This is a genomic window from Kineosporiaceae bacterium (genome assembly GCA_016713225.1).
In the GTDB taxonomy this organism is placed as follows: Bacteria; Actinomycetota; Actinomycetes; order Actinomycetales; family Kineosporiaceae; genus JADJPO01.
In genome coordinates this window covers 1,316,425-1,339,969 of sequence record JADJPO010000001.1, presented here as the reverse complement: position 1 = coordinate 1,339,969, position 23,545 = coordinate 1,316,425, and the positions used below count along the sequence as shown (strand labels likewise).

Below are 23,545 nucleotides of genomic sequence, written 5' to 3'. Positions count from 1 at the left end.
CCAGACCATGAGCCTGCGGGGAATGGTCTGAGCAACACACCATTAGCAGCCGTTGGTCTGGATGCCAGTCCAATCGCCCGACCGGTCGCGTCGAGCAGCCAGTCGCGTTCCGCGACGTCAGGGGTGGTCCCGGGCGCCATTGGGGCGGGGACAGAGGGTGGTGACGGTACTCAACATGCCGTCACGCCCCGCCTCGGCCGCCGGGGGTTGGGGCAGCTGCGGTCGCAGCTCAGTGATCGTGACTACTCGGTCCTGGTGAGCGTGTCCCGGTTCCGGTTGCTCAGTGGTTCGCAGCTGACGCTGCTGTTCTTCGGGCCTTCTGACAGCGCGGCTCGCGCTGCACGGCGCTGCCTGCATCGGCTGGTCTCCCTTCACCTCATGACGCGTCTCCCCCGCCGCATTGGTGGCGTGCGCGCTGGGAGTGCCGGCTTCGTCTACTGCCTGTCGGCGGCCGGGCACCGGCTGATCGGGCAGGCACCACGCAAGCGACTCAGTGAGGTCAGCGATGGATTCCTGGAACACACGCTGGACATTGCTGAGCTGTATATCCGCACCCTGCTGAGCTGCCGGATGCACGGCGGCGAGCTGACGCACGTGGTCGCCGAGCCACAGTGCTGGCGACGGGTCGAGAGTGCGAACGGTAGTGACTGGCTGAAGCCAGACCTGCTGGTGGTGACGGTGGTCGGCGAGGACGAGCGGCATGCCTTCGTGGAAGTCGATCGCGGTACGGAGCACTCCCCTGCACTGCTGCGCAAGCTGCGGCAGTACGAACTGGCTTATCGGCTGGGTGTGGTCGGCGTTGAGCCGGGGATCTTCCCGCGGGTGGTGTGGGTGGTGCCGAACGAGCACCGAGCCATCATGCTCGTCCGGCTTGTGGAGAGTACGCCGGGGCTGACGACCGAGCTGCACGTCGTGGCCGTCGGAGTGGAGGCCGGGGTGGTGGCGCTCAGCGGGATCGGCGGCGATGCGGCAGCAGGCCGGGAGGCGGCGTCATGAGGACGCTGCCGCGCAACAGCATCCTGTCGGGCGATGCGCTGCTGCGTCTGCAGAGCCTGCCGGGCGGATCAGTGGACTGCGTCGTGACCAGTCCGCCGTACTTCGCGCTGCGGGACTACGGCGTCCCGGGGCAGCTCGGCGCTGAAGCCGATGTGCAGGCCTGGGTGACAAACCTGCGATCGGTGCTGCGCGAGATCGCCCGGGTGCTGGTGCCGGGCGGCACGGTGTGGCTGAACGTCGGGGACTCGTTCAGCCGGGGGAACCGCTGGGGCGCAGAGGCCAAGTCGCTGCTGCTCGGACCAGAGCGACTGCTGGTCGGGTTGGCCGATGACGGCTGGATCGTGCGCAACAAGATCGTCTGGGCCAAGACGAATCCGATGCCGAGCAGTGTGCGCGATCGGTTGGCCATGAGCTGGGAGCCGGTGTTCCTGCTGACCCGGTCACGGGCGTACCTCTTCGACCTCGATGCGGTGCGGGTGCCGCACAGCGCCCGGGCTAAGGGGCGCGCAGGCCGCTGGCCCCTGGGTGGTGGGGCGACCGGTGGGCGGGACCGTTGGCCGGGGATCAGGGCGGGCTGGAGGCCTTGAAAGCCGAGGGGCTGCAGGGGCACCCGCTCGGCAAGAACCCCGGCGACGTCTGGCGGTGGCCACCAGCAACTTCCGGGGGGCGCACTTTGCGACCTTCCCGGAAGCCCTGGTGCGGCCGATGGTGACGGCGGGCTGTCCAATCTGGACCTGCAGCCATTGCCAGCGAGCCTGGGTGCGGCAGCCGGTGCAGCGCAGCCTGGGGCATCTGGCAGTGCTCGGGGAACTGCGTCCGGGGTGTGGTTGCCGGGCGGAGCGGCGACCGGGAGTGGTGCTGATCCGTTCCTGGGTGCGGGCACGGTGGCGGTCGTTGCCGAGGCGCTCGGGCGGGACTGGGTGGGGATCGAACTTAACCCGGCGTTCGTGACGCTGGCCCATGAGCGGCTGGACGCCGCCCGACAACGGCAGGCGCGAAAGGAGAACAACGAGAACGGAAAGGAGGTGATGCATGGGTGAACGAGAACCGTGGACGGAAGCGGAGGGTGGGCCGGCGCGGGAGCCGGAGACGGGCGAGCGGGGCGAGCGGTCCGTGGGGTTGCGGCCCCGGATCTACGTGGCCAGCCTGGCCGACTACAACGCTGGACGGCTGCATGGCGCTTGGGTGGATGCCGCCGCAGAACCGGAGGATGTGCGGGCGGCGATCGCAGGGGTACTGGGCTCGTCCGGGGAACCGGGAGCTGAAGAGTGGGCCATCCACGACTACGACGAGTTTGGTGGTATCCCGCTCGGTGAGTACCAGTCAGTGGAGACGGTCACGGCGCTGGCCCGAGGGCTGGTGGCGCACGGCGAGGCTTTCGGGGCCTACGTCGCGCTGGTCGGGGTGGCACATGCCGAGGAGCGCGGCTTCATGGAGCACTACCGGGGCTGGTGGCAGACCGCCGAGGCCTACGCCGAGAACCTGTTGGACGAGTGGGGAGCAACGGAAGCACTGGCCGCATTGCCGGAGTGGCTGCATGGGTACGTCCAGCTGCAGGTGGCGGGCTTCGCCCACGACCTGGAGTACGGCGGGACCGTCACGTATATGGCGGGGAATGGGGGTGTCTATGTCTTCGAGAATGCTTAAGCAGTGCGACAAGAATGTGCGGGGTGAGCGGATGCAGTTCCCGTGCTTGATGGATTGGCGTCCTCTAATGGATTTGAGTCACAGGTCGGGGGTGGACCATTTCGTCGTTGCTTTGACGCAACAAAAGAGCGACAATGGAGTGGTTAAGACACAAGCAGGAGTTGTAGATGAACAATGCAGAAGAATTAGGCCAGATGATCGCTGCGCGGCGGCGCGCATTGGGGTGGACCCTGGAGACGCTGGCCGAGGCGGCGGGATTGAATCGGTCATCAGTGATGCGGCTGGAACAAGGCCGGTTTGCATCGCCATCACCAGAAGCGCTGAGCGGGCTGGCGGGTGCGCTTGGCTTGGCAGCAGCCGACCTGTTCGCGGTGGCCGGCTACAGCACACCACAGGATGTGCCCACGCTGCGGCCGTACTTGCGGGCGAAATACGGGGTGCTGCCGGAATCGGCGATTGCCGAGGTCGAGGCCTACCTGACTGCCGTGGCCGCCCAATACGGCGGAGTAGCTGCAGGCGGACCGCTCAATGGCGAGGACGAGCAGCCAGAGGAACCAGTGCGCAGATGAAGGTGATGCTCGGAGGGATTGGGAAGCTGGCGCTTCCCTCGCCACCGGGCAACCGAGTAACGAGAAAGGAGGGTAGGAATATGCGAACAACAACCAGAACGAGGAGAGGAGGACACCTCCACGGAACAGCGGACGGGCGGCGGCTGGCCACCGCACGGGGCGCCGGGAATGGTGAGCGTGGGGTGCTGGCCGTGCTGCGGGCGCTCTGCCCCCGGCGCAGCTTGGGGATCCAGGAAGCGGCCATCGTGGCCGAACTGCAGGCCAACCGGCTGCTGGAACTCGCAGGGCTGCAGGGACCGCCGACACCAGAGGCCTTGATCACCGAGCTGCCGCGCCACGTGGTGCGCAGTGACGTCGATCTGCCGGTGTCCGGCAGCGCCCAGTGGGTCAACGGCCGCTGGCTGATCAGTGTCTGCGGCAGTGAGCCGCTCGAACGGCAACGGTTCAGCTTGGCGCACGAGTTCAAGCACACACTGGATCACCGCTTCGCCGGAGTCCTCTACCGAGAACCGGGGCAACGTGTCGGCCGAGGAACAGGTCGAGCTGGCCGCCGACATGTTCGCGGCCTGCCTGCTGATGCCCCGCATGTGGGTCAAGCGGGCCTGGGGCGAGGGCCACCAGAGCCTCGGCGAGCTGGCGGATCTGTTCCAGGTGTCGGCTCCGGCGATGAGCCGACGGCTGGCGGCCTTGGGGCTGCGCGAGACACCGCAGCGCTGCGCCAATCGGCGCGAGGATGACCACAGACGACCGGGCCGGTCCGGGGTGCACACGGTGGAGGTAGCGGCGTGAACGAAGCGACCGAGCGACAGCCGGTGCGTGGCGTCGGACGGGGAGAGCGGATCACCGCTCCCCCACTGACGGTGGTCGAGGATGGCATGACACCCGCTGGCGGCCAGGGCACCGGTGCTGGTGAGCCAACACCGCAGCGGCGAGCGGTGATCTATGTGCGGGTCAGTACCAAGGAACAGGCCGAACGTGATGGCGACCCGGAGGGGTACTCCATCCCGGCGCAGCGGGAAGCCTGCATGCGCCGGGCGGCGGCGCTGGATGCGGTAGTGGTTGGTGAGTACGTCGACCGGGGCGAGAGTGCACGGTCAGCGGCCCGGCCCCAGCTGCAGAAGATGCTGGCCGAGGTGGCTACCGCACCAGTGGACTTCGTAATCGTGCACAAGGTGGACCGCTTGGCACGCAACCGAATGGATGACGTCACCATCACTGCCAGCATCAAGGCGGCGGGGGCGCAGTTGGTGTCGGTCACCGAGAACATTGACGAGACACCCTCCGGGCTGTTGCTGCACGGGATCATGAGCTCGATCGCGGAGTTCTACTCCCGGAACTTGGCGAACGAGGTCATCAAGGGCACGCAGCAGAAGGTGGCATCGGGCGGCACGGCGTCGCTGGCACCGATCGGCTACCGCAACGTCCGCAAGCTGGTCGAGGGCCGAGAGACACGGACGGTGGAACTGGACCCGGAGCGGGCGCCACTGATCCGGTGGGCGTTCGAGGCCTACGCCACCGGGGACTGGACCTTGAGCCGACTGGCTGCTGAGCTGGAGGCCCGGGGACTGACGCAGCGGCCTTCGGCCAAGCGCGCCGCCCGGCCGCTGAACGCCAAGAAGCTTGGGGTGGTCCTGCACAACCGGTACTACATCGGCATCGTGACCTGGCGGAAGATGGAACACCCGGGCAAGCACGAACCGCTGATCAGTGCGGCGGTCTTCGACCGGGTGCAGACGGTGCTCGCGGCGCACCGTCAGTCTGGGGAACGGGCCTACCGGAACCATCACTACCTGGCAGGGTCACTGCGCTGTGCGCGGTGTGACTCGAAGCTGATCTTTGGAGAGTCTCGGGGCCGGCTCGGAGTCTGCTACCAGTACTTCTTCTGCTACGGGCGGCACACCCTGAAGAACGGATGTGACCTGCCGTTCCTGCCGGTGGAGCTGGTGGAAGACGTGGTCACCGGGCATTGGCGGTTCGAGCACATTGCCGAGGAGACCATCACCCGGCTGCAGGCTGCAGTGCTGGAGGACCTGGGCGTGCATGAGGCCGCCACCGAACAGGAACGGCACCGGATCAGTGAGCGGGTGCATGCCCTGAAGCGAGAGCGCTACAAGTGGGCCGACAAGGCCATGAGCGGGGCCATACCGGACGACATTGCCGTCGAGAAGCAGCAGGAGCTGGGCGAGCGGCTCAGCGTGCTGGAGGGTCAGCTTGAGGGCCTGGTCCTGGTGCAGCTCGATACCCGGGAGAACATCCGGCGAGCGCTGGACTACGCCGGGAGCCTGGCCCAGGGGTACGAGAGCGCAGGGGCGGCCACCCGTCGGGGGTTCAACCAGGCCTGGTGGGAGGCGCTGTACCTCGATGCCGAGGATGACACCCGTCGGCCTCGGGTGGCCCGGGCAGAGCGGACGGAGTTCGGGGAGGCCGTGGTCACGGCCACGGTCGTCGGTGGTGCTGAGGAGAGCGGAGCGGCAACGGACGGGGCTGGGCTGGGGGATGGCGCCCCGCGCAATGCGAGCGATATGGGGCCTGGCGCGTTGCTGGGGCCAGGGCACGAAGACGAGAGCGGTCTGGACCGGCACGGGGTGTTTTAGCAGGTGTTGGGCGACGAATGGGGTGCTGACACAGAACGACGCCGCAGCTTGCGCTTCAGCCTCCTTTTCTTGTGTCGGGGGATTTCCCTAAGATCGCCACTTGGGTGGAGCTGAGGGGACTCGAACCCCTGACCCCCTCGATGCGAACGAGGTGCGCTACCAGACTGCGCCACAGCCCCAAGGCCCGGACAGGCTAGCACTTGGTGGCCCACCCTTCCGAATCAGATCCGAGCCACCCGCCCCAGCGCATTCAGCCGGCGTGCCTGACGTGACACTCCAGGCAAGTTGCATATTGCGCAACTTAGTGCGCATAAAGATACAAAAGTCTTGACACAGACAGTGACCCAGGTCACGCTCGTGAGTAGGCGCAATCATCCCACCGACGCGAAACCCGTTCTCGCGGCATCGTTCCGCCCGCGCCGTCCTGGTCCGGTCAACCCTGCCAAGGGGGACGCAGATGTCCAGTACCGCCGAGGAATCCCGCCCCGCTCCGACGGCCCAGACAGCCGCTGCGGAGCACGACATCACCACCCGCCCGAGCGTGGATCGCTACGTCTTCGGGATCGCCGCCGCCATCTCTCTGCTCTTCCTCGTCTCGGGCGCCATCGACCCCGACGGCCTGGCCGATGCGACCAGCGGCATCCTGAGCTGGATCACGGGGTCCTTCGGCTGGCTCTTCGTCCTGTCGAGCGCCTTCTTCGTCATCTTCTCCGCCTACCTCGCACTCACGCGGTACGGCAACATCAAGCTCGGCAAAGACGAGGACGAACCCGAGTTCTCGACCTTCTCGTGGGTCTCGATGATGTTCGCCACCGGCATGGGCATCGGCCTGATGTTCTACGGCGTCGCCGAGCCGCTCACCCACCTCAACACTCCCCCGCTCGGCCTGGCCGAGCCGGCCAGCGGCGAGGGCGCGCGGCTCGCGATGGAGTACACCTACTTCCACTGGGGCTTCCACCCCTGGGCGATGTACGCCGTCATCGGCCTGTCGATCGCCTACTTCGCCTACCGCAAGGACCGCGGCAACCTGATCTCCGCCACCTTCCACCCCCTGATCGGCGACCGCGCCAACGGGCCGGCCGGCAAGGCGATCGACATCGTCGCCATCTTTGCCACCCTGTTCGGATCGGCCACCTCGCTCGGTCTGGGCGCACTGCAGATCACCGGCGGCCTGGGTGAGGTATTCGGCACCAAGACCGACAGCAAGGTCGCCGCGGTCTCGGTGATCGCCGTCCTGACCGTCTGCTTCGTGCTGTCGGCGATCAGCGGCATCGACAAGGGCATCAAGTGGCTCTCGAACGCCAACGCCGTGGCCGCCGCCCTGCTCGTCTTCTTCCTGTTCGTCGTCGGGCCCACCGTGTTCATCCTCAGCACGTTCACCGAGTCGATGGGCGCCTACCTCACCACCCTGCCCACCATGAGCTTCAGGACCGGAGCGTTCGGCGGTGGCGACTGGATCAGCGGCTGGACGATCTTCTACTGGGCCTGGTGGATCTCGTGGACGCCCTTCGTCGGCATGTTCATCGCCCGCATCTCCAAGGGCCGCACCATCCGCCAGTTCGTCATCTTCGTGATCCTGGTACCGAGCCTGGTCTCGTTCGCCTGGTTCGCGATCCTCGGCGGCGCAGCGTTCGACCTGCAGCTCAACCAGAAGGTCGACATGGCCGGTGAGCTGAAGACCGGCCTGGAGAACGCCCTGTTCTTCACGCTGCGCGAGTTCCCGGCCTCCGGGGTGACCGTCGTCCTGGCGATCTTCCTCATCGCGATCTTCTTCATCACCGGCGCCGACAGTGCCTCGATCGTGATGGGCATGCTGAGCCAGCGCGGCACCGAACACCCGAACCGGACGCTCACCGTGTTCTGGGGCGTGGCCACGGGCGCCGTCGCCGGCGTGCTCCTGGTGGCCGGGGGACTACAGGCACTGCAGACCCTGGTGATCATCGTCGCCGGGCCGTTCCTGTTGATCCTGCTCGGGTTGTGTCTGTCACTGGTGAAATCCCTGCGGGCGGAGTCGTTCGAGGCGACCTTGCGACCCAAGGTGCGCAAGGCCGTCATCCACGCCGAGAAGTTCCCGAACGACTGACGGACGCCGCGGCGCCCCACTCCCCCCCGGGGCGTCGCGGCTCGTCCGGAGGACCGATCAGAGCGATCAGTCCTCACAACCGTCCTTGCCGCTCAGATGCAGCCTCCTGCGGTCACTTCCGGACTCCTGCGGTCACTTCCGGCCGATCTGTGGACACTTTCAACCACTGACATCGTTGTCAACCGACCAGAAGTGACCGCACTCAGGAGTCGGGTCAGGCGGGGGTCAGGTCAGGCGGGGGCCAGGTCAGGTGAGGGCCAGGTCAGGTGAGAGTCGGGTCAGGCCAGGCGAGCCACTCGGAAGCCCATGACCTGCAGCTCGGACGGCACTCAGCCGTTGGCGGCGCGCCGACGGGCCAGGAAGACATCCAGGTCGTCGGCCCAGGTGTGCTCGACCTCCCACGGCCGCAACTCACCGGAGGCCGCAGCGACCCGCGGCTCGGGCGTCTCGGCAACCGGCGCGGGCCGCTCCACCGCCTGGGGCGTGGTGGCCGAGGTGATGAGCGACTCGGCGTCCGCCGGGTCGACCAGGGGCGGTGGGTCGGCCCGGTGCACCACCGGCTTGAGCATGTAGGTCGGCCGCGGCACCGGCACCGGGGTCCAGGTGTCGCCAACCGGTCCGGTCGTCGCGGCAGCCGCCGCTGCCGCCGCAGCGATGGCGTCCAGGTCGAGCCGATCGGTCGAGGCATCCGTCTCGTCGTGCACCGACCGCGCCGATGGCACCGACGAACCCGAGGACGCCGCCACGGTCGAGCGCTCCTGCCGCGGCACCGCACCCGCGGCCCGAGGACGACGCACCGCCGTCCGTTGCTGGGCCGCCACCACGCCCATGGCCACCCGGCGGGCCTGCACCCGGCGCCGGCTCACGCGACGCCGCCCGGTCGCCACCAGCACCAGGACATCGACGAGCAGCAGCCCCGTGGCGGGGACCGCCACCCAGGCCGGCACCTGCGGCAGGGCCGCGACGGCCCACGACGTCAGCGCGAACACCGTCAGCGTGGCCAGCACCCGGGCACGTCGCCCGGCGGCGCTCACCCGCGGTGAGGCGGCAGCGCGAACCGCACGCGTGAACCCGGACGCCGCGTGGGGCTCCGACAGACCCGGCCCGCGACCCGCGGTGATCACCGGCGTATCACCCCGGCCACGGGGCGAGGCGTTCAGTAACGGGGCCGACGACGGCGTACCGGTCGAGGCCGGCCGCGTCTCACGCCGCGCGAGCATCCTCATGTGCTCAGAGTCACGATCCGCCCCACGAGAGTGCCCCAGGGCCTCGCGGCTCGATACCCACAGTGGCAGGAGAATGGCAGCCCACACCGCGATGATCGCGACGAAGACGAGGGAGCTGGGCTGCACGATAGGCAAACGTAAGCTGCCGTGAGGGTGACCTCACGCACCGTCAGCGGTGTGTCGCTGCAGAGTCTGGTGGTAACTGCTGTGACTGGCGTGACAGGACGGACGACTGGCGAGGATCGACACCCAACCCACCGGACAGCCCCTCCGCCTGACGGTCCTCCATCAAGGTCCGCCACCGCGGCATCAGACCGTCGGGAACCTCCTCCCGCGTGAGGGCGAAGGTGGCGTGATCGCGCCAGTCACCGTCGATGTGCAGGAACCGTCGGCGAATGCCCTCGGGCCGAAATCCGAGCTTCTGCGCCACCCGCAGACTGGCCTGATTCTCGGGCCGGATGTTGACCTCGACCCGATGCAGCCCCACGGTGAAGAAGCAGTGATCGGCAGCCAGCGCCACCGCCGTCGGGATCACCCCGCGGCCGGCCACGGATCGATCGACCCAGTACCCGATATGGCCCGAACGCAATGAGCCCCAAGTGATTCCGGCAACGGTGAGCTGCCCGACCAGCTCGCCATCGAGGATCACGGCGAAGGGCAGCATGCGCCCCGCCTTGGCCTCACGCGTGAAGGCCCGCACCATCTGCGTGAAGCTCGGCGCCGCCTCACCGGCTTCCGGGTGAGTCGCCTCCCAGGGGGCGAGCCAGGCGATGTTGGTCGAGCGGACGGCGCGCCACCGCTTGGCGTCCCGGCGACGCAGCGGTCGCAGGCTCACCGGCCCCTCCCTGAGCTCCACCGGCCAGGGGCGCCGGCCGGTGGGGAATGCGTCAACCACGGCCTCGCCCCTGTCCACGGTGATCGTCGTCCATACGTAGCAGTGTGTCACCCCCCTGGTACGCGACGCCCCGCCAGCCCGCCTGAACCGAACAGGCGATCGAGGCACCCGACCGGCCCGCGATTACTACACGTGGGGGAACTCTGGAGAACACCCTGGTCACAGGGCGTAACCCTTCCTACGATTTCACTCTGAGTAACCGATCAGCTGGACCTGGATGTACCTCCCGAAGCTGGACGAAGGGTGACGATGTACCGCCTGCCTTCCCCCACCACCGCCATCAGAATGGCGGTCGCCGCGGCGATCGTGATCGCTCCGCTGTCGCTCATGTCCCCCGCCTCGGCCGACATCCTCGGCGGCGGTCCGGTCAGCGCCGCACCCAAGGGGGGCGTGCCGGTCGTCACCGGAGTGGTGCTCCCTCGCCCCGACGGCCGGGACGGCAGCCGCGCCGACAAGGCGCTCGCCTCGTGCCTGGACATCAAGCTGTCCTACCCCAGCGCCCCGAGCGGCCTGTACTGGCTCTACACCCCGAGCATGGCCGCACCGGACCAGTTCTACTGCGACATGACCACGGACGGCGGCGGCTGGGTGCTCATCGGTCGCGGCCGTGAGGGCTGGTCGTTCCTGGAGGAGGGCCAGGGCAGCAGCGCCGAGGTGGCCGCCACGATCACCGGCACCGCGGCCTTCGCTCCCAAGCACCTCGACGGCACCACCGTGCGCGGCCTGCTCAACGGCGCCGCCGTCCAGACCCTCCCGGACGGCCTGCGGGTGCGCCGGGCCGCCACGGCCACCGCCAGCCTCTGGCAGGAGGTGCGGCTCTACCCGAGCCGGTTCGGCGACTGGCGCTGGGCCCTGGGCGCCACCTACCCGCTGACCAAGGCGACCTACAACGGGGTGGCCGTTGCCGGCGGCTGGACCGTCTCCAACGGCGCCGACACGCTGCGCGGCAACACCATGCGCACCAGCAAGCGGATCTCGAACACCTTCCTGCCCGGATTCGGCTACGGCTCGCAGGTCATCGGGACCAAGTCGGCCACCACCTACATGTGGTCGGCCACCAACGCCGGCTGGGCGATTCCGTTCGCCCAGCTCTACCTGCGCCCGAACGTGCGCTGGGACACCCTCACCTGGCCGTCGGTGGCCGCCGGGCTGCCGTCGAGCACCGTGCGCCGCACCGCCTCCAATCTCGCCGCCGCGCAACCGGCCGGCGTGAGCGGTCTGGCCAACGGGTTCACCACCGAGCGCGACACCGAGGTGCGGGCACTGGCCCAGATCGGCTCGACGATGTTCGTCGGCGGCAACTTCGCCAAGGTCGACGACTACGTGGCCAAGACCTCCACGCCGCAGAAGTACCTGGCCGCCTTCGACGTGACCACCGGCGCCTGGATCCCCGGGTTCCGGCCGGTGCTCAACGGCAAGGTCAATGCCCTCGTCGCCCTGCCGAACGGTGGCCTGGCCGTCGGCGGCGAGTTCACCACGGTCAACGGGGTCGCTCGGGCCGGGCTGGTGGCACTCGACCCGGTCACCGGTCAGGCCGATCCCGGATTCACCAGTGCCGTCGAGCTGCGGGCCAACGGAGTGACCTCACCCGGCACCGTGACCGCGATGGACCTGAGCGGCACCACGCTCTACCTCGGCGGCAGCTTCAGCCACCTCTCGGGCGGCGGGGCCGGATTCAGCTACCTCAAGCGGGCCGCTCGCCTCGATGCCGCCACCGGCCGACCGGACGCCGCGTGGAACCCCGCCTTCGACGGGACGCCGATCTTCGTCGAGCTGAGCGCCGCGGGCGACCGCGCCTACTACGGCGGATTCATGGCGACGATGAACGACGGCGCGACCCCTGCCTACCGGTTCACGGTCGTGTCCACCGGCGCGAGCGCCGTCCCGGTTCCCGGACTGGCGAAGTTCGTGCCCAGCACCGCGACCGGTAACCCGTACCAGCAGACCGGAATCGAGGTCGGTGACCGGTTCTGGCTGGGCGGATCGGAGCACGCGTTCTTCGTCTACAACCGGCCGACGTTCGCACTGCTGCGGGGCAACGTCACCCAGAACGACAACGGGGGCGGCGGGGACTTCCAGTCCTCGGCGGCCGACCAGGATGTGGTCTACGGGTCCTGCCACTGCATCCTGTCGCACAACTACGGCGGCGCGACGACCTGGCCGGTGCCGAACAACTTCGACAATGTCGAGGGCCTGCGTTACATCGGCGCCTACGACGCCACCACCGGACGCATGATCGGCAGCTTCCAGCCCCAGATGGAGACGCGTGCGGTCCGCGGTCCCTGGGCGATGACGGTCGACACCAACGGCGTGCTCTGGGCCGGTGGCGACACCACCCGCACCAAGGTGGCCAGCACCACCTGGCAGACCTCCGGTGGCTTCTCGCGCTTCCCCCGGGTCGACACCGTCGCCCCGGCGACGCCGGCCTCGCCCAGCGTGACCGACAACGGCGACGGCACCGTGACCGTGGCCTGGTCGGCCGCCGAGACCGGACTGCGGTTCCAGGTCTACCGGGGCGACCAGGTGGTCTGGAGCGGCACCAACTGGAAGGCGACGCTGCCGGCGGTGCCCGGCGCGGCCTATGCGTTGCGGGCCACCGACAAGGCCGGTAACACCAGTGCCACCACGGCTCAGGTGATGGCCCCCTAGCCATCACCTGCGATCGGGCCACCCGTCGGGGTGGCCCGGTATCGCCCCCGGGTCCGGGGGGAGGAGGCTGCCCGGCGCGCTGACCCTGAGCGCGCCGGGCAGCGCCGTTGGCCCACCCTCACGCCGATCAGGGTGTCCCGTGGCTCAGGACGGGGTGGGGTGGTCGCCGCCGCGCACCTGATCGACGGCATGCGGCAGGACGGCGCGCAGCACCGCGATCCCGTCCCGGCAGCCTCCCGGTGAGCCGGGCAGGTTGACGATCAGCGTGGACGACGCCAGCCCGGCCACCCCGCGCGACAGGGCAGCCGTCGCGATCCCCGCCGAAACCCCTTGCGCCCGAATGGCCTCAGCGATACCAGGCACCTCACGGTCGATCACCGATCGGGTGGCCTCGGGGGTGCGGTCGGTCGGCGAGAGCCCGGTGCCACCGGTGGTCAGCACCACCGCGTAACCGGCGACCACCGCCGCCCGCAAGGCCTGCGCGACGGGCTCGCCGTCCGGCACCACCTGCGGACCGTCGACCGCGAATCCCAGCTCACGCAGGCCCTCGACCAGGATCGGGCCACCGCGGTCGGCGTAGACCCCGGCCGCCGCCCGGTTGGACGCCGTGATCACCAGCGCCCGGGACGGGACGGTGCCGTCCGGGGCACTCACTCGGCCCGCCAGTCGCCGGAACGCCCACCGCTCTTGGCGATCACCCGCACGTCGGTGATCCGCGCCTGCTTGTCGACCGCCTTGACCATGTCGACCAGGGCGAGCGCAGCCACCACCACGCTGGTCAGGGCCTCCATCTCGACCCCGGTGCGGTCGGCCGTGCGCACCGTCGCGACGATGTCGACCCCCTCGTCGGTCACCGTCAGCTCGACCGAGACCCCGTGCACCGCAACGGGATGCGCCAACGGGACCAGCTCGGGCGTGCGCTTGGCCGCCTGCAGTCCGGCGATCCTTGCCACCGCCAGGGCATCACCCTTCGGCACACCGTCGCCCCGCAGCAACGCCACCACCGCGGGCGAACAGAGCACCCGACCGGCGGCGCTGGCCTCACGAGCTGTCACCGGCTTGGCCGAGACGTCGACCATGCGGGCCTGGCCCCGCGAGTCGACATGGGTCAGCCCCCGCGGCTGCGCCGCCGCGCCGGCCGGCCCGGCCTCTGTCGCGTTCATCGCTGAACCCTTTCCAGCACAAGGCATTCCACGAGATCGCCGATCTCGACCCGGGTGACGTCCTCGGGGACAACGGCCAAACAGGTGGCCTCGGCGAGATCGGCCACCAGATGGGATCCCTGCGCCCCCACCGGACGCACCGTCGCCACGTCGGCCATCCCCGCCACCTCGGCATGCCCGGGCGAACCCTCACCCTCCGACAGCACGGCTCGGACGAACTGCCGCTTGCCGGCGGGCGACGACCAGGCCACCGCGGCCCGCGCCGTCCGCCGCGGCCGGTGCACATCGGGCTCACCCAGCAGGGTGCGCAGCATCGGCCGCCCGAACACCTCGAACGAGACCATCGAGCTCACCGGGTTGCCCGGCAACGTCAGCACCGCGGTACCCGGCCCGTAGCGGCCGGCCCCCTGGGGCATGCCCGGCTGCATCGCCACCTTGCCGAACCACATCGAGGCGCTGCTCGACAGCACGGCCTTGACGGGGTCGTAGGCCCCCGCCGACACCCCGCCGCTGGTGATGACGAGATCGGCATCGGCGCACGCGGCGTCCAGCGCGGCACGGACGTCGGCCTCGTCGTCACCGACGAAACCCGCATAGCGCGCCTGCGCGCCCAGATCGGTGGCGGCGGCGACCAGCGCATACCCGTTGGAGTCGTAGATCTGCCCGAACCCCAGCTCGCCGCCGGGGGGCACCAACTCGCTGCCGGTCGAGACCACCACCACCCGCGGCGCGGGATGCACCGGCACCCGGTCGAGGCCCACCGCCGCGAGCAGCCCGATGTCGCGGGCCGTCAGGCGGGTCCCGGCGGTCAGCAGCAGCTCTCCCCGCGTGACGTCCTCGCCCGGGTGGCGCACGAACTGGCCGGGCTGCGGCGCCTGCCGGATGGTCACCGTGGTGGTCCCGGCATCGGTCCACTCCACCGGCACGATCGCCTCGGTGCCGGCCGGAACCGGCGCACCCGTCATGACGCGCACCACCGTGCCCGGCGCCATGCTCAGCGGGGCGCTCGGTCCGGCCGCCACATCGGCCACCACGGGCAGCACGACGGGCGTCTGCTCACCGGCGCCCGCGACGTCCTCGCAGCGGACCGCGTAGCCGTCCATCGCCGAGTTGGCGAACGCCGGCAGATCCAGCCCGGACGTGACGTCCTGCGCGAGCAGCAGACCACGGGCAGCCAGCAGCTCGACCTCACGGGGTGCGAGCAACTCCACCAGAGCCAGGCACCTGGCCAGGTGCTCCTCGACGGCAATCATCGGGTCAGCCTACGGCGAGGCCCCATGATCACAACCGCCCATGATCACCGTTGGATCGCAGTTTGCTCCGGTTGAACCGGGGGAAACTGCGATCCAACGGTGATCATGGGCGAGGGGTGGGTGGGCGAGGGGTGGCTAGGTCAGTCCTCCAGCTTCGCCACGTACCCCTTCAGCCAGGTGCGCAGGTCGGCGCCCAGATCGGGGTGGTCACAGGCGATCTGGACGACGGCCTTGAGGTAGTCGAGCCGGTCGCCGGTGTCGTATCGCCGGCCGCGGAAGATCACGCCGTAGACGCCACCGCCCTCGCCCTCGGCGTCGGTCAGGGTCTGCAACGCGTCGGTCAGCTGGATCTCGCCACCGCGACCGGGAGCCGTCGTGGCCAGGACGTCGAAGATCCGCGGGTGCAGCACGTACCGGCCGATCACGGCCAGGTTGCTGGGGGCATCGGCCGCGTCCGGCTTCTCGACCATGCCGGTGACCTTGACGACATCGTCCTGATCGGTGGTCTCGACCGCGGCGCAGCCATAGAGGTGGATCTGCTCGCGGGGCACCTCCATCAGGGCCACCACCGAGGCGCGGCTGCGCCGCTGGACCTCGATCATGCGCGAGAGCAACGGGTCACGCACGTCGATCAGGTCGTCACCCAAGAGCACCGCGAAGGGGCTGTTGCCCACGTGGTTGGCCGCACACATCACCGCGTGCCCGAGACCGCGCGGGTCACCCTGGCGCACGTAGTGCACGTCGGCGAGCACGTTGGACTTGCGGACCCGGGCCAGCCGATTGAGGTCTCCCTTGGCCTGCAACGCCTCTTCGAGCTCCCAGGCGCGGTCGAAGTGGTTCTCGAGCGAGCTCTTGTTCCGCCCGGTGATCATCAGGACGTCGGACAGGCCGGCCGCGACCGCCTCTTCGACGACGTACTGGATGGCCGGCTTGTCGACGACCGGCAGCATCTCCTTGGGAGTCGCCTTGGTCGCCGGCAGGAAGCGGGTCCCCAGGCCCGCCGCCGGGATCACGGCCTTGGTCACGGCCGGCCCGAGCCCCGCCTGCGCGGCGACGTTGGTGGCGGCCGCCACGCTGCTGATCACGTCTGTCATGTCCACTCCCCTGGCGTATGCCCACGTCATCCACGGGAGACGGCCCGAGCCGTCCCCTGCGGCCCCCGGCCGATTGTCGGTGTCACCCGGCGGAACACCATCGCGCAGGGTGTCGGCCCGAGTCGTCGTACGACGCGCGGGCGCTGCCCCATTCTTACCGTGAACCGATGATGTGTGCCGGTTGTGTCTGGTGATCGGCGCGATGACGCCGCTCACGGTTGGTTCATCTCGCTTTCGGCACCCGCGGACGCGAGCTGGAGCGCTCGGCGGACCCGGTGGCCGGGTCGGAGGACAACGCCGGGCCGGACGGCGCCGACGTCCCCGATGACCGGGACGACGTCGACGGCCCGGACGACGTGCCTCCGGCGCCCGGCAGCGTACCGGGGTGTCCACCGGGGGTGATCTCCGCCACGCGCCAGCAGTTTCGGCCGGCGCTCTTGGCGGCGTAGAGCGCCACGTCGGCGGCGTGCAACACGTCGCCGGCGCTGTCGGCGTGCTCGGGATAGGTCGCGATCCCGATCGACACCGTCACCGGCATGCTGCGGCCGGTACTCAGACCCGAGCCGGCGCTCTCGGTGAACGGCTCGGCCCGTACCCGTTGCAGCACCCGGCGGGCCACGGCCTCGGCACCCGTCGTGCCGGTCTCGGGCAACACGACGGCGAACTCCTCCCCACCTCGGCGCGCCACCAGGTCGACCTCGCGCAGGCACCGGCGCAGCCGCACGGCGAACTCGCGCAGCACGGCGTCACCGAAGGCATGACCCATCGTGTCGTTGACCTGCTTGAAGTGGTCGAGGTCGAGCATCAGCACCGACAGGGTGCGACCGAAGCGATGGGCCCGCTCCACCTCGTGGGCCAGTGTCGCGGTCAAGTGGCGCACGTTGGCCGCACCGGTCAGCGCGTCGGTGATCGACATGCGTTGCGCGTCCGCGTGTTCGTGCACGTTGGCCACCGCGATCCCGGCGTGGCCGCCGATGGTCGTCACCGCGATGACGGCCGCCGGATCCACGGCCCCCGAGCGCCGGGCGATCGCGACCACGCCCTGCACCTGGGCGCCGCGACGCATCGGGACGGCGAGTGCCCCACCGGCCAGCGGGGCCAGGTCGGTCGCGCACTCGGTGCCGGTGGCCGCGGCCTGCAGGGCCAGGTCACCCAACTGCTCGAGGACCTCGCCCAGCCATGCCGGCTGCTCGCCGTCCCGGGCCACGCTGACCCGCTCGGCCAGGCCACTGGAATCGCCCACCAGCACCGTCGCGACCGCAGCGTCCCCGGCGCGGCGCGCCGACTCGGCCACCGTGCGCAACAGGGCGTCGAGGTTGTGGGTGTTGGCCAGGGCCTCCCCGACCTGGGTGAACGAATCCGCCAGGGCGTCACGATGGTGTTCCAAGTCGGCGATGCTCGCCTCGAGCCGATCGGCCATGGCATCGATCGCGGTCCCCAGCTGGCCGATCTCGTGCGATCCGCTCACCCTCGAGCGCGCCCGCAGGTCCCCGGCGCCCAGCCGCCGGGCGGTCTCGGTCAGGACGTCGAGTGGCCGGGTCAGCCGCCCGGCGAGCACGATCAATGCCACGGCGAGCGCACCGGTGCACCCCAGCAGGAGGACGAGCCGCAGCGTCCCGGGGCGACCGGCGGCATCGGGAGCCAGCACCAGGACGGCATAGGGCAGCTCCGAGGTGGCCTCGCGCCGCTGATAGCGCACTCCGCTGACGACTCCCTGTGCCCGGCCCGCCGCGGACTCGAGCACGGCCCCGAGATCGGGTTCGGACCCCTCCGCCGGGGCCAGGGCGATCACCCACCAGCCACCGGACGCCGTCCGGGCCGAGGGGTTGACCCCGCGCGCCAGCAGGGCGAGCGACTCGGTGAGCCCGAGCTGCCGGCCCAGTCCGGCCAAGGTCCGGTCCGTCAGCACCGTGGTGGCGTTCACCACACCGACCTGGACACCGGAGGCGTCGGTGATCGCGACGGCGCGGGTCAGCAGGGCGGGCGGACCGGTCACCGAGTCCCCGGGCGGATCGGCGCACGAGGCGCCCACCGGCAGTGGCGCGACCAGGGTCTCGGGCATCGCCCCGGCGATCAGGGTGTCCCCCGACCAGACCGCCAGTCGGACACCGGGCGCCTCGACGGTCGTGCTGCTCGGGGTCGTGCTCCGCGAGGCCGAGGCGGCCAGCGCTGCCCGGGCCACCTGGGCGTCCAGCCCGGCCCGATGCGACAGCTGCTCGGCCAGGGCGCGGGCATCGTGGTCGAGGACCAGGCACTGCTGGGCGAGGACCGCGGCGAGCGCCGCATGAGCCCGGGCGAGCTCGGCGTCCTGGGAGTTCGCCGCCGATCGCGGTACCAGCACGGTCAGCACGAGGCCCGCCGCCACCACCGGCCCGATCATCACCCCGGCAAGCACCATGCCCAGGCGTGCCCGAAGGGTCACCCACCCCGCCCTTCCGGCGCCGGCTCGTTCCCGGACGCCCGCCAACCCGTGCACTTCTCCGTAGTCGAATGGTGGCACGTAGTAACCAACGACATCCAACCGGGCATGTGCCTCGAGGGTGAGGCGAATCCTTCGATTCCCTCCCGAAGATCTTCATCCCGTCCCCGTGCACGGCCCTGTCGAGTTGGTTGTCCTGCCCGACTGGAGCAGGATGGGCCCTGATCGATTGGGCTCGCTCCGAAGGGAGGCCGCCATCGTCACGACCGCCGTTCAGCCCGGCACCATCGACCAGGAACCCGACCCCGTCGCGGCCAAGGCCGCCTTGCGTACCCGCATTCGCGCCGAGCGTCGGCGCCGACCGCCGGCCGAACGCGAAGCGGACGCGCTGGCGCTGGCCGCCGTCGTCCTGGAGCTGCCCGAGGTGGCCACGGCGCGGTGCGTCACGCTCTACGCCTCGATGTCCGGCGAGCCCGACACCGAACCCCTGCGCACGGCGCTGGCGGCGGCCGGGGTACGGGTGCTGCTGCCGATCGTGCTGCCCGAACGCCGCCTGGAGTGGGCCGAGGACGACGGTGAGTTCACCGCCCCCGCCGGGCTCGGCGGCCCGGAGCCGACCGGCCCACGCCTGGGCGAGGCCGCCGTCCAACAGGCCGACGTCCTGCTGATCCCCGCACTGGCGGTCGACACCCTCGGGCGGCGCCTCGGCCAAGGTGCCGGGTACTACGACCGTGCCCTCGCCCTGGCCCACCCCGGCGTCCCGGTGATCGCCCTGCTGCACGACCATGAGGTGCTCGACGCCGCCGTCGAGCCCGTCCCGGTGGAACCCCACGACCGCACGGTCGAAGCGGTGGCCACCCCCCGTCGGTGTCTGCGCCTGCGATGAGCCCGCGCACGACACCTCGGTGAGCGTCGACGACCTCGGGGGCGTCTTCCTCGTCGCCTCGGCCGTGCTGCTGGTGGCGATCGCCGCGGTGCGGCTGAGCCTGCGGCTCGGGCTGCCCTCGCTGCTGGTCTATCTCGGCCTCGGGCTCGGAATCGGTGAATCCGGACTCGGGCTGACCTTCGAGAACGCACAGCTGGCCGGCGTCCTGGGCTACTCGGCCTTGGTGCTGATCCTCGCCGAAGGCGGTCTGACCACGCGCTGGTCGACGATCCGCGCCTCGGTCGCCCCGGCGAGCCTGCTGGCCACCCTGGGCACGGTGGTCTCGATCACGGTCACGGCCGCGGCCGCGTGGCTGCTGTTCGGCTTCACCTGGCAGACCGCCCTGTTGCTCGGAGCCGTGGTCTCGTCCACGGACGCGGCGGCGGTGTTCTCGGTCCTGCGCACGGTGCCGCTGCCCTCGCGGTTGGTGGGCATGCTCGAGGCCGAATCCGGGTTCAACGACGCCCCGGTGGTGATCGCGGTGGTGGCGTTGACCTCACGCGCGCTGGGCGAACCGTTTCACGGCTGGTGGCTGCTGATCGGCGAGGCACTGATCGAACTGGCGGTCGGCGCGACCATCGGCCTGGCGGTCGGACGCCTCGGCGCCGAGGGACTGCGCCGGGTCGCCCTACCCGCCTCCGGTCTCTACCCGATCGCCGTCCTGGCCCTGGTCGTCCTCGCCTACGGCATCGCGGTGGTCTCGCACGGGTCCGGGTTCCTGGCGGTGTACCTGTCCGCCCTGGTGCTGGGCAACGTCCGGCTGCCGCACCGGGCCGCCGTCCGGGGGTTTGCCGAGGGTTTGGGCTGGGTCTCGCAGATCGGGCTCTTCGTTCTGCTCGGGCTGCTCGCCTCGCCGTCCCGGCTGCCGTTGGCCATCCTGCCCGGGATCGGCGTCGGGCTGGCGCTGTTGCTGATCGCCCGGCCGCTGTCCGTGCTGGCGAGCGTGACCTGGTTCAAGGTGCCGCTCCGCGAGCAGGTGTTCCTGTCCTGGGCAGGGCTGCGCGGGGCGGTGCCGGTCGTGCTGGCCACCGTGCCCTGGAGTCGAGGACTGCCCGGCAGCATCGAGATGTTCGACACGGTGTTCGTGCTGGTCGTGGTGTTCACGCTGGTCCAGGGGCCGGCCCTGCCGTGGGTGGCCCGCCGGCTCGGGCTGGCCGCCGAGCTCGAGGCCACCGATCTGGACGTCGAGTCCAGCCCGCTGGGCACCCTCGACGCCGACGTGATCCAGGTGCATGTCGGTCCGACCTCCCGGCTGCACGGCGTGGAGCTGTTCGAGCTGCGGTTGCCGCCGCGTGCCAACGTGACCCTGGTGGTGCGAGGCGACCAGCCGTTCGTGCCGGGCCCGACCACCTCGTTGCGCCACGGGGACGACCTGATCGTGGTCTCGGCCGCCGAGGTGCGTGCGGCGGCGGTGCAACGACTGGTGGACGTCAGTCGGGACGGCAAGCTCGCCGGATGGCTCCGCAGCGCCCCACGAGTCCGGAGGCGCGGATCCGGCGGCCGGGTGGCACCGGATCGTTAGGGCATACTGTTGGCACTCGAGGCGTTAGAGTGCCAATTAGAGTGCCAACAGGTCAGAGCGAGTACCCCGTGCCCCCAGGAGGACCCTCGTGCCGACGTACGCCTACGCGTGCACCGCGTGCGATCACCGTTTCGAGGCTCAGCAGGCGTTCACCGATGACGCCTTGAGCGAGTGCCCCGAGTGCCAGGGACGGCTGCGCAAGCTGTTCAACGCCGTCGGCATCGTGTTCAAGGGCTCCGGGTTCTACCGCACCGACTCCCGGGGGTCCTCGACAGCCAGCTCGCCCGGGTCGGGCAGCACGAACGGCACGAACGGCAAGGCGTCCGAGTCCTCCGGTGGCAACGGGTCGTCCGGCTCGTCGTCGTCGGGCTCATCGGAGTCGTCGGGGTCGTCGAGTTCCTCCGGCTCGTCGGGGTCAGGTTCGAGCGGCGGCAACGGCTCGTCGGGATCGTCCGGGGCGTCGTCCTCGTCGTCGGGCAGTGGTTCGTCGGGCGGGTCCTCCACCAGCGCTGCCTGAGGGACCCGCCGTCCCGCGCGCACGGCACTCACCGATCACGCAGTCCTCGGTCACGTGATCCACTCGAGTGCGGTCACTTCGGACCAGATGACAGCGTTGTCGAGTGATGGAAGTGACCGCAGCTCGGTCAGAAGTGACCGCACACGTCCCGAAGCGACCGCACACGTCTCGAAGTGACCGCACCCGTCTCGAACCGACCGCACCCGTCCGAGACCTCGTGACGACGCCGTCCTTGCGTGCACAGTGCGGGCTGGTCGTCCCACTGTCCACAGGCTGCTGCCGCGCCCTGACCGCCGCAGGCCGGGCCGAGTAGCGTCGCCCGGGTGACTGATGCCTCGACCGACTCCTCGATCACCCCCGCCCCGCGCGCCGAGATCGGCGTGATCGGTGGCTCCGGCTTCTACTCCTGGCTGGACGACGCCACCCCGGTGGCGGTCGACACCCCGTTCGGCGAGCCCAGCGAGACCCCCGTCGTGGGGCAGGTCGGCGGTCGCACCGTGGCGTTCATTCCCCGCCACGGCCGCGACCATCGCTTCGCGCCTCACCGGGTGAACTACCGCGCCAACCTGTGGGCCCTGCGCCACCTGGGGGTGCGACAGGTGATCGGCCCGTGCGCGGTCGGCTCGCTGCGCGCCGACCTTGGGCCGGGCACCCTGGTGGTGCCCGACCAGGTCATCGACCGCACCTGGGGGCGAGCCCACACCATCTACGACGCCGACGGCACCCTCGAGCCCGACGGCTCGCGGGGCTGGGGTTCATCGCTGGCCCATGTCGCCTTCGCCGATCCCTACTGCGCCCGGGGACGGCGGGTCATCCTGTCGGCCGCGGCCGAGACGGACTGGGCACCCGTGGACGGCGGCACCCTGGTCGTGGTCAACGGACCCCGGTTCTCCAGCCGGGCCGAGTCGCGCTGGCACGCGGCGGCCGGCGGGGACCTGGTCGGCATGACCGGGATGCCCGAGGCATCGATCGCCCGCGAACTGGCGCTGTGCTACACCTCCATGGCGGTGGTCACCGACCTGGACGCCGGCGTCGAGCACGGCGACGGCGTCACGCACGCCGAGGTGATGGCGACCTTCGCGCGCTCGGTGACCCGACTGCAGGCGGTGCTGTCCCACGCCGTCGCCGCCCTGGACGACGACCGCACCTGCCCCTGCCGACGTGCCCTGGACGGCTTGCCCGTCCCCTTCACGGTCGACTGATCATGCGGTCCGGGCGGATCACCCAGGGGGCCGAGCGCAACTCATGGTCACCACAGCGGCAGCGGCTGTCGCGGCGGTTGCGGCAGTGGCGGTTGCGGCTGGCCCGACATCACCGACTGATCGCCGCCGCCTCGGTGGCCGCGTCGGTGGCCTTCGGGCTGCAGTCGCTGGCCCCCTCACCGGCCCCGACCGCCGCCGTGATGACCGCGCGGCACGACCTGGCAGCGGGTCTCACCGTCACCCAGAGCGACGTCATCCTGGTCCGCTGGCCGAGCGACCGGGTGCCCACGGGCACGGTGGCCGACCCGGTCGGGCGAGTGCTCGCCTCCCCGGCACGGCGTGGTGAGCCGATCACCGATGCCCGCCTCCGCGGCCCCGGGTTGTTGCTCAACCAGCCCGGCACGCTGCGGGCGGCGATCATCCGGCTCGGCTCGCCCACCGGTGGGCTGGTGCGCACCGGTGATCGGGTCGACGTCCTGGCCGCCTCCGGGACCGGTTCGGTGGCAACGACTTCGACATCAGCCAGTGTCATCGCTGACGATGTCCTGGTGCTCGCCGGACCGCCCAGCAGCGGCGTGGATCCGGCGGGCGAAGCCTCCGGGCTCGACCTCACGGGGGCGATGTCGGCCAGCACCGGCGACACCGGCTCGATGACACAGTCCCTGATCGTCGCGGTCGATGGCTCGACGGCGCTGCGACTGGCCGCCGCCGCAAGCTCGGCATCACTCAGCGTGGTTCTGCGCGGTTCGGACTGATTTGCGCGGACAGTTTGCCACTCGGCGTGACGAGCG

21 protein-coding genes and 1 tRNA gene are annotated in these 23,545 nt (G+C 70.3%); 14 read left to right on the top strand and 8 right to left on the bottom strand.

Annotated features, from left to right (window positions below):
• Positions 1–255 precede the first annotated feature (255 nt).
• The 7 genes from IPK24_06115 (at position 256) to IPK24_06085 (ending at position 5,806) form a co-directional block, all read left to right on the top strand.
• The gene (locus tag IPK24_06115; protein MBK8075139.1) at positions 256–996 is read left to right on the top strand and encodes a replication-relaxation family protein; all 741 of its coding nucleotides are present in this window, start codon (positions 256–258) and stop codon (positions 994–996) included.
• The gene (locus IPK24_06110; GenBank protein MBK8075138.1) at positions 993–1,583 is read left to right on the top strand and encodes a site-specific DNA-methyltransferase; all 591 of its coding nucleotides are present in this window, start codon (positions 993–995) and stop codon (positions 1,581–1,583) included. The genes IPK24_06115 and IPK24_06110 overlap by 4 nt, the downstream gene beginning before the upstream one ends.
• A 132-nt stretch (positions 1,584–1,715) precedes the next feature.
• A complete protein-coding gene (locus tag IPK24_06105) occupies positions 1,716–2,036 on the top strand; it encodes a hypothetical protein (GenBank protein ID MBK8075137.1) in 321 nt (106 codons plus the stop codon).
• Positions 2,029–2,643: an antirestriction protein ArdA gene (locus IPK24_06100; protein ID MBK8075136.1), complete on the top strand. Its 615-nt coding sequence runs from the start codon at positions 2,029–2,031 to the stop codon at positions 2,641–2,643. Before IPK24_06105 ends, IPK24_06100 begins: the two co-directional genes overlap by 8 nt.
• Before the next feature lie 167 nt (positions 2,644–2,810).
• Positions 2,811–3,212 carry a helix-turn-helix domain-containing protein gene (locus tag IPK24_06095; protein ID MBK8075135.1) on the top strand — a complete coding sequence of 134 codons (402 nt, stop codon included), beginning with the start codon at positions 2,811–2,813 and terminating at the stop codon, positions 3,210–3,212.
• Positions 3,213–3,731: 519 nt separating this feature from the next.
• Positions 3,732–4,001, top strand: a complete 270-nt coding sequence (locus tag IPK24_06090) for an ImmA/IrrE family metallo-endopeptidase (GenBank protein ID MBK8075134.1) — start codon at positions 3,732–3,734, stop codon at positions 3,999–4,001.
• Complete coding sequence (locus IPK24_06085) at positions 3,998–5,806, top strand: recombinase family protein (protein ID MBK8075133.1); 1,809 nt, start codon at positions 3,998–4,000, stop codon at positions 5,804–5,806. Before IPK24_06090 ends, IPK24_06085 begins: the two co-directional genes overlap by 4 nt.
• Positions 5,807–5,911: 105 nt before the next feature.
• Here the strand turns inward: IPK24_06085 and IPK24_06080 are convergent.
• Positions 5,912–5,985: transfer RNA gene (locus IPK24_06080), tRNA-Ala, on the bottom strand.
• A 278-nt stretch (positions 5,986–6,263) separates the two neighbouring features.
• On the opposite strand from IPK24_06080, the gene IPK24_06075 reads away from it, so the two are divergent.
• A complete protein-coding gene (locus IPK24_06075) occupies positions 6,264–7,889 on the top strand; it encodes a BCCT family transporter (protein MBK8075132.1) in 1,626 nt (541 codons plus the stop codon).
• 329 nt (positions 7,890–8,218) lie between these two features.
• Here IPK24_06075 and IPK24_06070 read toward each other — a convergent pair whose 3' ends face one another.
• Together IPK24_06070 and IPK24_06065 are read right to left on the bottom strand one after the other, a co-directional pair.
• Positions 8,219–9,115: a hypothetical protein gene (locus tag IPK24_06070; protein ID MBK8075131.1), complete on the bottom strand. Its 897-nt coding sequence runs from the start codon at positions 9,113–9,115 to the stop codon at positions 8,219–8,221.
• A 169-nt stretch (positions 9,116–9,284) separates the two neighbouring features.
• On the bottom strand, positions 9,285–9,971 hold the full coding sequence (locus IPK24_06065; protein ID MBK8075130.1) for a GNAT family N-acetyltransferase: 687 nt from the start codon (positions 9,969–9,971) through the stop codon (positions 9,285–9,287).
• 282 nt (positions 9,972–10,253) lie between these two features.
• Between IPK24_06065 and IPK24_06060 the strand changes: the two genes are divergently transcribed.
• Complete coding sequence (locus IPK24_06060; protein ID MBK8075129.1) at positions 10,254–12,659, top strand: hypothetical protein; 2,406 nt, start codon at positions 10,254–10,256, stop codon at positions 12,657–12,659.
• A gap of 144 nt (positions 12,660–12,803) precedes the next feature.
• Here IPK24_06060 and IPK24_06055 read toward each other — a convergent pair whose 3' ends face one another.
• The 5 genes from IPK24_06055 to IPK24_06035 form a co-directional block, all read right to left on the bottom strand.
• Positions 12,804–13,313 (bottom strand): MogA/MoaB family molybdenum cofactor biosynthesis protein, encoded by a 510-nt coding sequence (locus IPK24_06055; protein ID MBK8075128.1) that lies wholly within the window; start codon positions 13,311–13,313, stop codon positions 12,804–12,806.
• A complete protein-coding gene (gene moaC / locus IPK24_06050; GenBank protein MBK8075127.1) occupies positions 13,310–13,822 on the bottom strand; it encodes a cyclic pyranopterin monophosphate synthase MoaC in 513 nt (170 codons plus the stop codon). Before moaC ends, IPK24_06055 begins: the two co-directional genes overlap by 4 nt.
• Positions 13,819–15,075 (bottom strand): molybdopterin molybdotransferase MoeA, encoded by a 1,257-nt coding sequence (locus IPK24_06045; GenBank protein ID MBK8075126.1) that lies wholly within the window; start codon positions 15,073–15,075, stop codon positions 13,819–13,821. The genes moaC and IPK24_06045 overlap by 4 nt, the downstream gene beginning before the upstream one ends.
• A gap of 140 nt (positions 15,076–15,215) precedes the next feature.
• The gene (galU, locus tag IPK24_06040; GenBank protein ID MBK8075125.1) at positions 15,216–16,169 is read right to left on the bottom strand and encodes a UTP--glucose-1-phosphate uridylyltransferase GalU; all 954 of its coding nucleotides are present in this window, start codon (positions 16,167–16,169) and stop codon (positions 15,216–15,218) included.
• A gap of 223 nt (positions 16,170–16,392) precedes the next feature.
• Positions 16,393–18,591 (bottom strand): diguanylate cyclase, encoded by a 2,199-nt coding sequence (locus tag IPK24_06035; protein MBK8075124.1) that lies wholly within the window; start codon positions 18,589–18,591, stop codon positions 16,393–16,395.
• Between the two features lie 211 nt (positions 18,592–18,802).
• Between IPK24_06035 and IPK24_06030 the strand changes: the two genes are divergently transcribed.
• The 5 genes from IPK24_06030 (at position 18,803) to IPK24_06010 (ending at position 23,509) form a co-directional block, all read left to right on the top strand.
• Positions 18,803–19,474, top strand: coding sequence for a 5-formyltetrahydrofolate cyclo-ligase (locus tag IPK24_06030; protein MBK8075123.1), 672 nt, complete (start codon positions 18,803–18,805; stop codon positions 19,472–19,474).
• A complete protein-coding gene (locus tag IPK24_06025) occupies positions 19,374–21,035 on the top strand; it encodes a potassium/proton antiporter (GenBank protein MBK8075122.1) in 1,662 nt (553 codons plus the stop codon). The genes IPK24_06030 and IPK24_06025 overlap by 101 nt, the downstream gene beginning before the upstream one ends.
• A gap of 88 nt (positions 21,036–21,123) precedes the next feature.
• Entirely contained in the window at positions 21,124–21,552 is a 429-nt protein-coding gene (locus tag IPK24_06020) for an FmdB family transcriptional regulator (protein ID MBK8075121.1), read from the top strand.
• A gap of 323 nt (positions 21,553–21,875) precedes the next feature.
• Positions 21,876–22,754 carry an S-methyl-5'-thioadenosine phosphorylase gene (locus IPK24_06015; GenBank protein MBK8075120.1) on the top strand — a complete coding sequence of 293 codons (879 nt, stop codon included), beginning with the start codon at positions 21,876–21,878 and terminating at the stop codon, positions 22,752–22,754.
• Positions 22,755–22,756: 2 nt separating this feature from the next.
• Complete coding sequence (locus tag IPK24_06010) at positions 22,757–23,509, top strand: Flp pilus assembly protein CpaB (protein MBK8075119.1); 753 nt, start codon at positions 22,757–22,759, stop codon at positions 23,507–23,509.
• Positions 23,510–23,545: the final 36 nt, after the last annotated feature.

Bases quoted from the DNA above. Each gene is read 5' to 3' on its own strand.
- IPK24_06045 (MBK8075126.1), bottom strand. From the start codon at position 15,075: ATGATTGCCGTCGAGGAGCACCTGGCCAGGTGCCTGGCTCTGGTGGAG.
- IPK24_06075 (MBK8075132.1), top strand. From the start codon at position 6,264: ATGTCCAGTACCGCCGAGGAATCCCGCCCCGCTCCGACGGCCCAGACA.
- IPK24_06100 (MBK8075136.1), top strand. From the start codon at position 2,029: ATGGGTGAACGAGAACCGTGGACGGAAGCGGAGGGTGGGCCGGCGCGG.
- IPK24_06030 (MBK8075123.1), top strand. From the start codon at position 18,803: ATGGGCCCTGATCGATTGGGCTCGCTCCGAAGGGAGGCCGCCATCGTC.
- IPK24_06025 (MBK8075122.1), top strand. From the start codon at position 19,374: ATGAGGTGCTCGACGCCGCCGTCGAGCCCGTCCCGGTGGAACCCCACG.
- IPK24_06110 (MBK8075138.1), top strand. From the start codon at position 993: ATGAGGACGCTGCCGCGCAACAGCATCCTGTCGGGCGATGCGCTGCTG.
- moaC (MBK8075127.1), bottom strand. From the start codon at position 13,822: ATGAACGCGACAGAGGCCGGGCCGGCCGGCGCGGCGGCGCAGCCGCGG.
- IPK24_06095 (MBK8075135.1), top strand. From the start codon at position 2,811: ATGAACAATGCAGAAGAATTAGGCCAGATGATCGCTGCGCGGCGGCGC.
- IPK24_06070 (MBK8075131.1), bottom strand. From the start codon at position 9,115: ATGAGGATGCTCGCGCGGCGTGAGACGCGGCCGGCCTCGACCGGTACG.
- galU (MBK8075125.1), bottom strand. From the start codon at position 16,169: ATGACAGACGTGATCAGCAGCGTGGCGGCCGCCACCAACGTCGCCGCG.
- IPK24_06010 (MBK8075119.1), top strand. From the start codon at position 22,757: ATGCGGTCCGGGCGGATCACCCAGGGGGCCGAGCGCAACTCATGGTCA.